This is a genomic window from Paenibacillus diazotrophicus (assembly GCF_042610465.1).
Map to the genome: position 1 here is coordinate 46,593 of NZ_JBGJZN010000011.1, position 13,636 is coordinate 60,228.

A 13,636-nucleotide genomic window follows, 5' to 3' on the forward strand; every position below is an offset into this window, starting at 1 on the left:
GACTAATTTGATAACACAGGAACAATTATTGGATTTCATGCGGGAGACCGCTTATAAACCACTCACTTATGATGAACTGGTGAGTCATTTCGCCATTGAGGAGAGCGAGGCGTTCAAAGCATTCGAAGATTTACTGCTCTCATTGGAGCAAGACGGAAGAATGATCCTGACCCGCAATGCCCGCTATGGGGTACCGGAGCGTATGGATATGGTGCGAGGACGTGTGCAGGCACACGCGAAGGGGTTTGCTTTTCTCATCCCGGATGACCGCGATCATCCCGATATCTATATCAATGCCAATGATCTGAAGGGTGCGATGAACGGTGATATCGTGCTGGTTCGCATTACATCGCGTAGTCCGTCTGGCGGGCGGATGGAAGGTGAAGTCGTACGGATCGTCAAAAGAGGGGTGCTGCAGACCGTAGGTGTGTTCCAGAGTCTGGAAACCTATGGCTTTGTGCTGCCGGATGACAAGCGGATTAACCGGGATATTTTTATTCCGAAGCAGTCCTTCAAAGGGGCGGTTGACGGTGAAAAGGTCGTAGTCCGCATTGTGAATTACCCGGAAGGCCGAGCAGCGGCTGAGGGAGAAATTATTGAGATTCTCGGGCATAAGGATGACCCGGGAGTGGATATTCTGTCAGTGATCCGCAAGCACCAGCTGCCGGAGGCCTTCCCGGGTGAAGTGATGCATGAAGCGGAGCAGGCCCCGGATTCGATTACGGAGGATGAGATCGTTCAGCAGGGACGCCGGGATCTGCGCGGGCTGAACATCGTTACCATCGATGGTGCGGACGCCAAAGATTTGGATGATGCAGTAAACGTGTCTTGTCTGGAGAATGGACATTACAAGCTGGGCGTGCATATCGCTGACGTTGGTTATTACGTACGCGAAGGCTCTGAGCTGGATAAAGAAGCATATGACCGCGGCTGCAGCGTGTATCTGGTCGACCGGGTAATTCCAATGCTGCCTCATCGTCTGTCGAACGGGATCTGCAGTTTGAATCCCAAGGTGGATCGGCTGACGATGTCCTGTGAGATGGAGTTCGACGAGCATATGAAGGTCGTGAAGCATGATGTCTTTACAAGCGTAATCCGCACCAAAGAAAGAATGACGTATTCTGATGTCCGCAAAATCGTCGAGGACGAAGACCCCGAGCTGCTGGAGCGCTATGCTCCGCTGATTGACGACTTCCGACTGATGAAAGAGCTGGCGATGAAGCTGCGCGATGCCCGGATGCGCCGCGGTGCAGTTGATTTCGATTTTGAAGAGAGCAAGATTATTGTCGATGAGAGCGGCAAGGCCATAGATATCGTAAAACGCGAGCGTTCCGTGGCCGAACAGATTATCGAGGAATTCATGCTGGCGGCCAACGAGACTGTGGCTGAGCATTTCCACTGGCTGAAGGTGCCGTTCCTCTACCGGATTCACGAAGACCCGGACCCGGAGAAGCTTCAGAACTTCATGGCCTTCGCAGCGAACTTTGGCTATCATGTCAAAGGCCGGGGCAATTCGGTACACCCCCGCGCCCTGCAGGATCTGCTGGAGCAGATTCAAGGGACGAAGGAGCAGACCGTCATCAGTACCATGATGCTGCGCTCTATGAAGCAGGCGAAATATGATGCGGAGAGCACCGGCCACTTTGGGCTGGCAGCAGAATTCTACTCCCACTTCACGTCGCCGATCCGTCGTTATCCGGACCTTGTCATTCACCGTGTCATGCGTGAGGTCATCGAGAATGGCGGGGCGCTTACAGAGAAACGTCATGAATACCTAGCCAGTCGGATGCCGGATATTGCCCAGCAATCCTCAGAACGCGAGCGTGTAGCCGTTGAAGCTGAGCGGGATACAGAACAGCTGAAGAAAGCGGAGTACATGCAGGACAAGGTCGGCGAGGAGTTCGATGCCATGGTCAGCAGTGTTACCAGCTTCGGTATGTTCATCGAGCTGGAGAATACCGTCGAAGGCCTGATCCGCCTTAGCGCGCTCAGCGATGATTACTACCACTTCGACGAAGCCCATATGGCGCTCATCGGCGAGCGGACCTCCAAGGTGTTCCGCATCGGTGACGAGGTGAAGATCCGTGTCGCCAAGGTTAATATGGATGACCATACGATCGATTTCGAGCTGGTCGACATGAAGCCACGCGCGGCGGGCGAGCACCGCAGCTATGGCGGCGGCCGCGGCGGCAAAGGCGGCCGCGGGAACGGTGGCGGCGGCTTCGCCAAGCCGCCTGGTGGCAAAGCCGGCGGCGGCAAGGGCCGCACCGGCGGTAAAGGCAAGCCCGGCAGCGCTGGCGGCGCGGGCAAGGGTAAAACCGGCGGCGCAGCACACGCCGGCAAGGGCAAGCCCGGCGCGGTAGCACGCGCCGGAGAAGAGCCGCGCGCAGCGGCAGAGGCCAGCGGCGGTGCGCCGGCTGGCGGACGCGGCAAGCGCGGCGGCGGGCCTGCAGAGGCCGCGCGCCGGGCGTTCGCGGCCTTGAACCGCGGCGAGGCTGGCGGGGCCAGCGCGCCGCGTGAGCGGGACCGCAGCGGCGGGCGAGGCCGCGGCGGAGAGGCCGGAGGCGGTGCCGGGGGACGCGGCATCAGCTTCGGCTTCGGCTCCGGCAAGGGCGGCTACGGCGCCCCAGCTGGCGGTGCAGAGCAGGGCAGCGAGCTGCGCGGCGTGGACGCCAGCACGCGGTTCCGCAGCCGTGAGGACCTCGGCAGCGGGCCAGCGGCCGGAGGCCGCAGCAGCGGCGGCGAAGGCAAGAGCCGCCGCAAGAAGAAGAAGGGCGGGGTCTTCATAAGCCCTTCCGTGACTCCGGGCAACGTGGAGCAGAGCGACAAGGGCGGAAGTCCTGAAGGCAGCGGCCGCCGCAAGAAGAAGAAAAAACCGCAAGAGTAAGCTGGGTACGATATGGCGCTGCTTTCCGTGTGAGGAAGCAGCGCCTTTTTGCTGGCAGGGATGGATATTTCCAGTGGTTCAGTACAGGAGAGGATCATCCTTCCTTGCGTTAGCGTAATTGCTTTTGATACAATATAGATCTGACGTTTGACTCCGTGCAAACGGGAAATTCGATTCAAGGAGTGACTTTCATGGGTAAAAAAGCAGACGGGAAAGTGCTCGCCCAGAACAAAAAAGCTTCCCATGATTATTTTATCGAGGACACTTATGAAGCTGGCTTGGTACTGACCGGTACGGAAATCAAGTCACTGCGTAATGGCCGTGCTAACATTGGCGATGCTTTTGCCACCATTCGAAACGGCGAGATTCACGTGCATAACATGCACATCAGCCCATTTGAACAGGGGAACCGCAACAACCCGACAGACCCGACCCGCACACGCAAGCTGCTCATGCATAAGGTGCAGATCAGCAAGCTGCTCGGTTTGTCCAAACAGGATGGCTACTCGATAGTGCCGCTGAAGGTGTATGTGCGCAATGGTTACGCGAAGCTATTGATCGGCCTGGGTAAAGGGAAGAAGCAATACGACAAACGCGACACCGCCGCCAAAAAAGACGCTCAACGCGATATCGCACGTGCGCTGCGTGAGAAACAAAAGATCGCCAGATAAGCCGATGTGCTGCGCTTCCTGGAGTTCCAGATCTACCCTTCAATTCCTTTAACCCACGTGTTAAAGTGTTGATAAATGTGCTATACTGTGTAAGTAAGATTTTTGCTTCGTGACAGTCCTCTAGACAGAGGCTGCCTGGATCTCTCTTGCTAGAAGATCCGCTTGATCCGAAGCGCCCTTTTCTAATGAGGGGCCGTTCTTGGATTCGACGGGGGTAGTTCGAGCATGAGCAGCGAGTAGTGGGGACGCGTCCGCTTCATCAACGCTAAAGCCTATTAAACGGCAAACAACAAAACAACTACGCTTTCGCAGCTTAATAACCTGTGTGCGTGCTTCTACCCTGCATCGCCCATGTGACAGGGATAGGGGCTAACAAGTAGTGGGATACGCTGTCTGGTCTCCGCCTGGGGTCAGCAGAAGAAGATAATCAGGCTGACCCAACGTATAGCCGGTTACGGGGCGATACTCGGGTGACATCAAAACTGTAACTACACTCGTAGAAACTTATGTGCCGTTATCTTCGGACAGGGGTTCGACTCCCCTCGGCTCCATATGGAGTATCAGTGAAGACACCTTTAGGGGTGTCTTTTTGTTTTGTTCTCTATTCATAGAGGTGATCACCCTCTAAGTTTAATCAATCTTCAATGAACTGAAAGGTAGCTTCGCAGTATTGAATAAAATCATCAAACGAGGAAAAGACACTGAATTGCGGGAATCTCTCGTTCTTGTTCTGATTCCAAGTCAGATGCACAAGGTAATATTGACCTGTGCTGATTTCATGGAACAATACATCATCGGACGCATAACTTCGAGCAAATGTGGTTAGATCTTTTTGATACAAATGATGCATTGCATTCAGTTCGCTTTCCAACTCCTTCTCCCATGTACATTGCAAACCAAGCATTAGCATGAAATAAACAATAGTCGCCCTATAAAGATATATCATTTGTGAATCCACTGAAGAACCTGTGTGCGTGCTTCTACTCTGCATCGTCCGTGTGACAAGGCTAGGGGCTAACTAATAGTGGAATACGCTGTCTCATCTCCGCCTGGGGTGAGCTGAAGAAGACAATCAGGCTGACCCAACGTATAGCCGGTTACGGGGCGATACTCGGGTGACATCAAAACTGTGACTACACTCGTAGAAGCTTATGTGCCGTTATCTTCGGACAGGGGTTCGACTCCCCTCGGGTCCATATGGAGTATCAGTGTAGACACCTTTCAGGGTGTCTTTTTTGTTTTAGTATGCTCGTATCGAGCAGGAGAAAGAATCAGTTTTAAAGCTTAGCTTTCCTAATAATTTAATACATCTATTAAATTGTAGGACGGTATACAACAGATATGGTTTCACCACGATGCTTTTTAAGTAAACAACTAACTTGGAAATATTGGGGAACATGATAAAATATTAGAATGTATTGATGATCATTAGCTTCGAAAGAGCTTGATTTAACAGGATTTATTTCTGAGCGAATTCTTTAGAGTCAAACATAAAAAGGGTACCAAAGACTGAGGAACCTGACCTTTTAGCAGTTCTAGTCCTAAATAAAACCACACTAGGGGAGAGAGTGTTATGGCGGAGAAAACATCAACAGAGTTAGAACAATATCTTAAACAAATCGCCGAAAGTCTGAAGGCGAATCGTTGTGCAGTACTCGTAGGAGCCGGATTTAGTAGAAATGCTGATAGTGGATCGCTTTTTGCACCTACATTCCCCACATGGAATGAACTTGCAGACACATTTTATGAAAAAATATATTTATGTAAGCCAGAAGCTGCCCAATACCTTAGTCCACTCACACTCGCAGAACAGGTAGAAGCTGCTTATGGACGTTCTGTATTAAATCAACTGCTGGTTTCTCGGATACCTGATGCCCAGTATAGCCCCTCTATACTACATACGAAGTTGCTTAATCTACCTTGGAGAGATGTATTTACCACTAACTATGACACTCTACTCGAGCGCGCCAGCCAAGAAATCACAAGTAAACGGTTCAATATTATCAACTGTAAAGAAGACTTGGTTTCCAGTTCAGATGCTCCTCGCATTGTTAAGCTGCACGGAACTTTTCCTTCTCATCGACCTTTTATCATTACTTCTGAAGATTATCGCCGTTATCCACGAGAGTTTGCTCCATTCATTAATACAGTACAACAGTCATTACTCGAGAACACGCTTTGCTTAATCGGTTTTTCGGGAGATGATCCCAACTTTAATCAGTGGGTTGGATGGATTCATGATAATTTAGGGCTAGAAAATTCCCCGCAAATTTATCTTTTTTCTCATGAGGATTATCCCCATGCTCAGAGAAAACTTTTAGACCGCAAAAAAGTAGTTGTTCTTAACATTGCTTCATTTGCAGCTGATGGCAATCCCCGCGAAAAGTACGAAGGTTTACTCGATTATCTTTTGGACAGTGTTCGTAAAGCCCAACCGAGCTGGCCTGGAATTTACAGTCTCCACGAGGGTGAACAAATATCTTTTACAAAGGTTATATTACTTCTTCAACAGATACGTAAAGAATATCCGGGATGGTTGGTTCCACCTTACGATGCAAGGAAACGAGCTTTGATTTTAAGAGGAGAAATAGAGGATTTGTTGCAATCCGTTATAAAGGAACAGCAAAATGTAGAACTCTCACTTTTGTACGAATATGATTGGTTGCGAGAAAAGTGTTTACGTCCTCCCTTTCAGTGGGAACTGAGATTTTATTCGCTAATTTTGGAGCGTAACCCTGGTAATTCTATTGACGATCAACTAATGCGTATATCTATACAAATTTCACTATTGCGTGATTTGCGTGAAAGTGGCGATTTTGAAGCTTGGAACTTACTTTTTAAGCAAATTGAGTCTCAGTCAGTAATTATGAAAGAGGAACAATTAAATCGTTTTTCCTACGAACGTTGTTTGTTTTCTATGTTTAATTTTAACTATAAAGACTTGCAACTTCATCTTAATGCGTGGAATGTTAACGAACAATCTCCTGAATGGGTATTGCGAAAGTCAGGGCTATTAGCAGAGTGCAACGAATTGTTGCAAGCACAAGAATTGCTGCAAAATTCGCTTGTACTTGTAAGACGACAACTTCAAAGTAATGATCAGAGCCTACTTTTGCTTTCTTATGAGAGTTCTTTAATGTCATTGAAAGGCCATATTGAAAAGTCAATTTCTATTGAGAAGGATTATGGGCAATCTTGGAATGAACAGCGGGATACCGAGGTCGAACGCCGTCAAATGCATAAAAGATTCACAACAGATTGGATTACAGAGGACGAACGATTTCAGTTGCTTTTGACCGTGCCTCGTCAAGATTTTGAATCAGTTGGTGAACAACCTACATTTGATTTTGGACGACGCACGCATTCGTTTACTAATAAGGAAGATGCTGACAGGATTACCGCATATGCTTTCCTTCGTTTCCGTGAAGAGACGGGTCATCCTTTCCGGGTTCACAATATCACTAGCGGAAATAAAGCTGCGACTGGAGCAGTTGAGCGAATCGCACCTTATTCGTTTGCATGGGCGGTTGTTACAATCGCACGCGCAAATGAGGTGAAAGCGTTTGAAGCTGTTTTATCCCGATCAGCTCTCTATAAAATGGCTGCATCAACAGCAAGCGAGCTATGTCAAAGTTATCTAGGTGCACTTCGTCGTACGATGGGAGAACTTCACGCTAACGATGGTTTTTTTCCAAAAAGCTTTGCAGGGTTTTCGGCAGAGGTATTACCATTGCTATTATCGCACCTTTGTTGTAAGTGCACACTTTCTGTCCTTGATGAGCTACTTCAATTTCTGCTGGAAATTTATCAGAGTGAGTATCGCTTGCATTATAAAAAGATAGACAAGCTGACCAGGAGATTGGTGAGTGCATTCTCAAAAGAACAGCAATCGGAACGCATCCCTATTTTTTTAAAGTTTCCGTTTCTCCCTGAGGAAACTCGAATAGTGAGCGAGTTTCCTGATCCATTAAGTTTTTTGTCTGTTCCATTTGAGAAGCCTATCCCTGTTACTGAAGCTGTTCCTGGAACGGAGAGCGTTTTGGTTCAAGCTACATCTTCCTCTGAGTTGCGGTTATCAGCGCTTGGCCGCCTTGCCATTCTTTCACGCAACGGCATATTAACGCGAGAACAGGACGAGCGGCTGGGCATATTGCTTTGGAAAGATGGGTTTGTAACACCAGCGAATTTTAATCGAACGATTAGCTTAACGCTGCCACATCCTGATCAGATAAACCCCCAAGAGATTATCAAAGTTTTGTTGATAACCGATTTACAGGAACGTGCGAGCGAAAGAAAGACCTCTATTTCGGATCGCGATTCCTTGCTAGACGAATTTAGTAGCGGGGTTTTTTATGAGATATTCGATATACAGGACATACCTATACTTTTGCAAATCTGTGAAGCTATACAAAATCGTCTCATTCATCATTTTGGGAAGACCAGTTTCTTCAACGCGGATAGTATTGCACGCAAACAAATGTTTCAGCTTGTAAAAACGATAACTCGCTTGTTACTTATCTCAACTGAATGGTATCCTTCAAGTGTAGAACATGAAATCATGGAGCGGATTTTAGATGTATTGCGGGAGAACCAACTTACTCATCCGAGTTTGGAGTTTTTGTGGGCAAAAAAGTGCAATGTAACTATCGATGTTAACAAGACGATACTTAACCATCTGTTTATGGGAAGCTTTTATCAAAAGCTAGCTTTATATGATACAGCGATCCTATCGATCGAGTATAAAGAGAGAGAGGTTACGACTCAGGAAGAAAATAGTCAGTTACTTACTTTGATTGCTCAACAGATTTTATGGCGTAATAACGAGCATTTGGTTTCCGCGATCAATGTGATGCATGAGGTAGTTCGACTTGCCCCTGAAACCATATCTTCTGAGATTGAACATTCGTTGCTAACTGGTCTAAATTGTTTACAGGAAGATAGTAAGTTTACTGAAATTGATGCAATAGTTGCGGCTGTCCCGAAAGGCGAGCTCCGTGTTGCATCAGCTCGGTTGGCACATATAATGATTCAAAAATATCTTAGCGCTAGCAGTAAACCAATACCTGAAGTGTTAAGACAATGGGAAAGTATTTACAATAGCCCCGATGAATTCTCTGAGATTCGGAATGCTATTGAATGATATATAAGTATTAATTTGAATAGATGATCCGCAGCTATTTTCTTGTTTGATCACAATCGAATATTATTTAAGAATATATGAAGGATACGCTGTCTCATCTCCTCCTGCGGTGAGCTGAAGAAGATAATCAGGCTGACCCAACGTATAGCCGGTTACGGGGCGATACTCGGGTGACATCAGAACTGTGACTACACTCGTGGAAACTTATGTGCTGTTATCTTCGGACAGGGGTTCGACTCCCCTCGGCTCCATATGGAGTAAAGTAGAAGACACCTTTCAGGGTGTCTTTTTTCGTTTTATCGTTTGTTTTGGACTATACGTGGCGGTTATTAAGTTTACTATGATATGGTTTTTGAGGCTTACTGTTAATAGGGTTTCACTGAGCCTATACGGAGACGGGAGGCTTTGGCCGCCACGTTAAACAGTGATAATTACAATTCCCTTCGGCGATGAGAATTGTGCCGATCTCAATCCTGTTCTCGGTAGCTGTTTCTTGTTCAATTATGGATACTTTATTTATTAGTTCACAGACTGGATTAAAGTTAAGTTGGGGGAGAGGTCACATGTGTACATGTCATGAGCATGTACTCATGTAAATATGAATGCAATCATAATTTTATACGACTATTGTGGAGGTATGGTTATCATGAGTAGAAGTTTTCTTCTTTTGTATGGAGTCGGCGGCAGTGGACCCGATCATTGGCAAAGATGGTTACAGCAAGAGCTGGTGAAGCAAGGTGAACAGGTCTATTTTCCTGATTTTCCAGATAAGGATCAGCCAGATAAGGATGTTTGGCTTGACTATTTATCTTCTGTTCTTGAAGAAATTCCGCAGGAGGAAGAAGTAATCGTTGTAGCTCACAGTTTAGCGTGCATTATGTGGTTTCACTATGCGACTTCACATCCGAAACGAAAAATTCAGCGAGCGATTCTGGTAGCACCGCCTTCGCCATTTTTGAAATATGAGCCTGTGATGACGTTTTTCCCTGTACCGGAAAACTTGGCTGAGATTGCAACGGTGGCGGAAAAGGCGCTGTTTGTTTTATCCTCAACAGACCCTTATTGTTCGGTAGAAGATGTTTCTCAATATTTAGATTTAGGGGTGCCTTGCGTTATGTTGCCTAAAATGGGTCACATCAACGTAGAAGCGGGCTACGGTCCATGGCCGTGGATTCTCGATGTGTGCTTAAACCAGCAAGTTACACTATGAAAGAGTGGACGAACAAGGTGCTTAATGATCAGTGATTCTGATTATGAGGTTATAGCTCAACATTGCAAAAATCATGGTAAAAAACGAACTCATAAAGTCAGTGACCAAACTGATCTAATTCTGGTTTAGAAGTTAATACCCGATATTTCACACCTCCCGTCCTGCGGTTGTGGAGAGAGAAGAATATGGCTCTTTACGTCCCACCCTTAGCCTCATATGGAGTAAAGTAAAAGACACCCTCAGGTGTCTTTTACATCCCCTTATGACCAAGCCATAAGTAACATAAAACTAGATAGTACACTAACTGCGTTTCAGTAATTTGCTACCCCATGATAACCCGTACGGTGTTTTCTGCCTGCATTTTGGTGAGAGGAATTAGGTCACCTTGAATTTCCTCACCGTTAATGACGATATGGGTAACTCCTTTTTGTACGTTGTTCTTGTTCTCCACCTGAATGTTCAGCTTCAATCCGCGGAATTCCCGCACCATGGAGAAGTCTGTCCAGTCGGAGGGCACGCACGGATTGATCCGAAGGCCATCGATCTGCGGTTGTACTCCCATGATGCCCTCTACTAGAGAGACCATCACGGTCGAGGCAGTTCCGGTGAGCCAGTGGACATGTGCCCGGCCTTGATAGGGACTATCTTTAGACTCAACGAACTGACCATGTACGTAAGGCTCAAGTTTGCGGATTTCGGCTTTATCGTTCATGCTAGCCGGGCTGCAGTTCAAGAAATACTCGAACGCACGTTCACCGTTGCCGATCATCGTCTCCGCCAGGATGAGCCATCCCTGCGGCTGGCTAAAGATGCCGGCATTTTCTTTGGTTGACGGGTTGAAAAGGGCCATCAGTGCTACGGGCAAACCATATTTCCGGAATGGCGGATAGAATAGCATGGTGCCATAATCGGTACGCAGATTCTCGTACACTTTGTCCATGGAGAGCTTCGCCTGATCCGGGCGGGCGGCACCGCTTAGTACGGACCAGCTTTGTGGGTTCAGCCAAATTTTTGCCTCATCGTTCTCCCAGGACCCAATGGTATAGTTGTCTTCGGTGAACCCGCGGACGAACTGATTGTTCTCCCAAGCATGCTTCTGAATGTTTTCATCGAGCTCATCGAGCAGGCACTGTGCCCATACTACGTCGTCAGGCTTGCTCTTATTTTGTGCGATTTCAATGAACACTTTGAAGGCCATATACAGCTGGAAGGCGACGAACAGTGATTCACCCTTGGCTCCAAGACGCAGACAATCGTTCCAGTCCGCATGAAGCCCGACCGGCATACCGTGCGCACCCATACGGTCAAGGCTAAATTGCAGGGCCTGGCGCAGATGCTCGTAAACCGTGGCTTCGCCTTGGTCTGAATAGGGAATCACTTCATCCGTGAAGTCCCAGTTACCGCTTTCATTTATATACTTGATGGTGGTCGGGAACAGCCATAAGGCATCGTCGGCACGATAATGGGGATGACCGGTCTCACGCACGTATTCCGGATCGTCGGGCGTGCCCTCATGTCCGGGGTTATGGTTGAATTTTACGAGCGGCAGACCGCCACCGTTGGAGACCTGAGCCGAGATCATCAGCCGCAGACGCTCAAGTGCCATCTCATGGTCCAGATGAATGATGCCTTGAATATCTTGCACGGTATCCCGATAGCCGAGTCCGTTACGCAGACCGGAGTATTGGAAGGAGGCCGCACGTGACCAGATGAAAGTGATGAAGCATTGATATGCATTCCAAGTATTGATCATGTTGTTCAGATTGTCGCTTGGCGTCTGGACCTGAAAACGGTTAAGCTTGCCGTGCCAGAATGTCTTCAATTCTTCAAGTTCCTTGTCGATAACGGACAGATCCTTATAGCGGTTGAGAATTTCGGACCCACCTCGCTCATCATACTGTCCCAGTAAAAATGCAATTTCCTTCTCTTCTCCTGGCTGCAAATCCACGTTGATCTGCAGGGCACCGCAGGCATTGGTGTTATAGTTCAGCGAATTGGAACATTGGCCCTTTTCCACGGAGGCCGGATTGCCGTAACTGCGGTAATCGCCGAGAAATGTATCCCGGTCGCCATCGTAGGCGATTACCTCCGCACCTGCAGCGCCGAAAAATCTCCAGCTTTGCTCCTCGGTTGTGTTTTCGTTGATCACTTGCAGAATCTTATTGTTGTTGTAATAGGTCCGTGAAATGAACAAAGTGTACTGAAGGTTCACAGTATCCTGTTCGTAATTGTTATCGTTGGTGAATTCGACAAATCCGAAGAGTGCCAGCTTCCGGGCCTTGGAGCCATCATTGCGGACCTTCATGCGCCATACTTCGTAGGATCTGTTCAGCGGCACGTAATATAATGATTCTGTATGAATGTTGTCATAATCCGACACGATGTTCGTGTATCCGGTTCCATGATGGCACACAGATTTGTACTGCTCCAGATCCTTGCCAACCGGCTGCCAGGAGCCGGACCAATAATCCCCGTTCTCCAGATCTCTCACGTAAATGTAGCGTCCCGGTTCGTCCTTGGAGTTAAAGTGATACCTGATATGCCGCCCGTTTGCTCCAGATTTTACAAAGCTATAGCCTCCTGCGTTGCCAGAAATGATGGCGCCGTATTCCGGCGATCCGAGGTAGTTCGCCCAAGGTGCAGGGGTATTCGGTTTTGTAATGAGGTATTCTTTGTTCTTTTCATCAAAACAACCATATTGCATAACCATTCCTCCTATTAAAGTGGCTAACTGCATTTGTAAACGCGCGTTCACAAATGGGTATAATATCCAATCTCAACTTTATTATAAGATAGTTTCAGTTAGTCTATAACCCCATATTTAAGAAAAAAACAACAAAATAGTGAGTGTTTTTTCTTAGCTACATGATCCCTTAATCCACAGATTAAGAATCTCTTAGATTCATTGAACTAACGCTTATCGAAAGGCCGTGAATTGTGAGTTTGCTTATTCACGGTTCGGCTCCTATGATATATGAGAAAAAGCATGACCTGAGATACACGAATCCAATTTGGGGCGGTCAGCCGGATGAGTCATCCCAACATGACAAAATCCAAAGGTGCCGCCTGCAGCCGTAAAAAGACAACCCTGACAAATGAACTGTGACTAAGGGTGCCTTTTTCATTTCAACGCTGTTTTATACTATACGTGGTGGTTAAAAAGCTTGCTATGACACAGTTTCCGAAGTCTGCTGTGTTGTCGTTATCCTCCTTCAGCAGAATGATTTAAGAGTTACGCCCATAGTGAAATCATTCTGCTAAAATAGGATCATATAGAGACACTGTTCCACTCACTATGTATAGTTGCCAAATCCCGAGCAGCCCAACTAAAATTCAAGGAGGCTTCATTATATGAGGACAGGAGCAGAGCAGCAATTGAAAGATGGCCCTAAAATCCGCAAAGAAAAAGTAATTGTTTCTAAAATGATTACTATATATTGCAAGAGAAAACATCATGTAAAGGGACTCTGTGATGAATGTCAGAACTTAAATGAGTATGCTATGAAAAGGCTATCCCACTGCAAATTCGGTGAAGAGAAAACGGCTTGTGCAAAGTGTTCTATTCATTGTTATAAACCGGTTTACCGCCAAAAAATCAAGGAAGTTATGCGTTTTTCAGGTCCATGGATGCTGCTGTACCATCCGTTGGAGTCCATAAGGCATATCCCAATACCAGATAAGTTAAGAAAATCAATTTCACGATAGTTATCTTAACAAGTGGCTTCAGA

7 protein-coding genes and 2 other RNA genes are annotated in these 13,636 nt (G+C 47.2%); 7 read left to right on the forward strand and 2 right to left on the reverse strand.

The features are described 5' to 3' along the window. The first annotated feature begins 7 nt into the window (after nt 1–7). The 3 genes from rnr (at nt 8) to ssrA (ACAN54_RS27845) (ending at nt 4,112) form a co-directional block, all read left to right on the forward strand. Nucleotides 8–2,887, forward strand: a complete 2,880-nt coding sequence (rnr, locus tag ACAN54_RS27835) for a ribonuclease R (RefSeq protein WP_379163550.1) — start codon at nt 8–10, stop codon at nt 2,885–2,887. Between the two features lie 191 nt (nt 2,888–3,078). After that, complete coding sequence (gene smpB, locus ACAN54_RS27840; protein ID WP_074088737.1) at nt 3,079–3,558, forward strand: SsrA-binding protein SmpB; 480 nt, start codon at nt 3,079–3,081, stop codon at nt 3,556–3,558. A 189-nt stretch (nt 3,559–3,747) separates the two neighbouring features. Beyond that, nucleotides 3,748–4,112, forward strand: a transfer-messenger RNA (tmRNA) gene (gene ssrA, locus ACAN54_RS27845). 80 nt (nt 4,113–4,192) lie between these two features. Here the strand turns inward: ssrA (ACAN54_RS27845) and ACAN54_RS27850 are convergent. Beyond that, a complete protein-coding gene (locus ACAN54_RS27850) occupies nt 4,193–4,429 on the reverse strand; it encodes a hypothetical protein (protein ID WP_379163462.1) in 237 nt (78 codons plus the stop codon). On the opposite strand from ACAN54_RS27850, the gene ssrA (ACAN54_RS29940) reads away from it, so the two are divergent. The 3 genes from ssrA (ACAN54_RS29940) to ACAN54_RS27860 all read left to right on the forward strand — a co-directional run bounded on the left by ssrA (ACAN54_RS29940) (nt 4,407) and on the right by ACAN54_RS27860 (nt 9,908). Then, nucleotides 4,407–4,747, forward strand: a transfer-messenger RNA (tmRNA) gene (gene ssrA, locus ACAN54_RS29940). The two genes, ACAN54_RS27850 and ssrA (ACAN54_RS29940), sit on opposite strands and share 23 nt — an antisense overlap. 384 nt (nt 4,748–5,131) lie before the next feature. After that, nucleotides 5,132–8,698, forward strand: a complete 3,567-nt coding sequence (locus ACAN54_RS27855) for an SIR2 family NAD-dependent protein deacylase (protein WP_379163465.1) — start codon at nt 5,132–5,134, stop codon at nt 8,696–8,698. 646 nt (nt 8,699–9,344) lie between these two features. Beyond that, nucleotides 9,345–9,908 carry an RBBP9/YdeN family alpha/beta hydrolase gene (locus tag ACAN54_RS27860; RefSeq protein ID WP_379163468.1) on the forward strand — a complete coding sequence of 188 codons (564 nt, stop codon included), beginning with the start codon at nt 9,345–9,347 and terminating at the stop codon, nt 9,906–9,908. Between the two features lie 322 nt (nt 9,909–10,230). On the opposite strand, the gene ACAN54_RS27865 is transcribed toward ACAN54_RS27860, so the two are convergent. After that, nucleotides 10,231–12,612, reverse strand: coding sequence for a glycoside hydrolase family 94 protein (locus ACAN54_RS27865; RefSeq protein ID WP_379163470.1), 2,382 nt, complete (start codon nt 12,610–12,612; stop codon nt 10,231–10,233). A 647-nt stretch (nt 12,613–13,259) separates the two neighbouring features. Here ACAN54_RS27865 and ACAN54_RS27870 point away from each other — a divergent pair. After that, nucleotides 13,260–13,613 (forward strand): nitrous oxide-stimulated promoter family protein, encoded by a 354-nt coding sequence (locus ACAN54_RS27870; protein WP_379163473.1) that lies wholly within the window; start codon nt 13,260–13,262, stop codon nt 13,611–13,613. Nucleotides 13,614–13,636 lie beyond the last annotated feature (23 nt).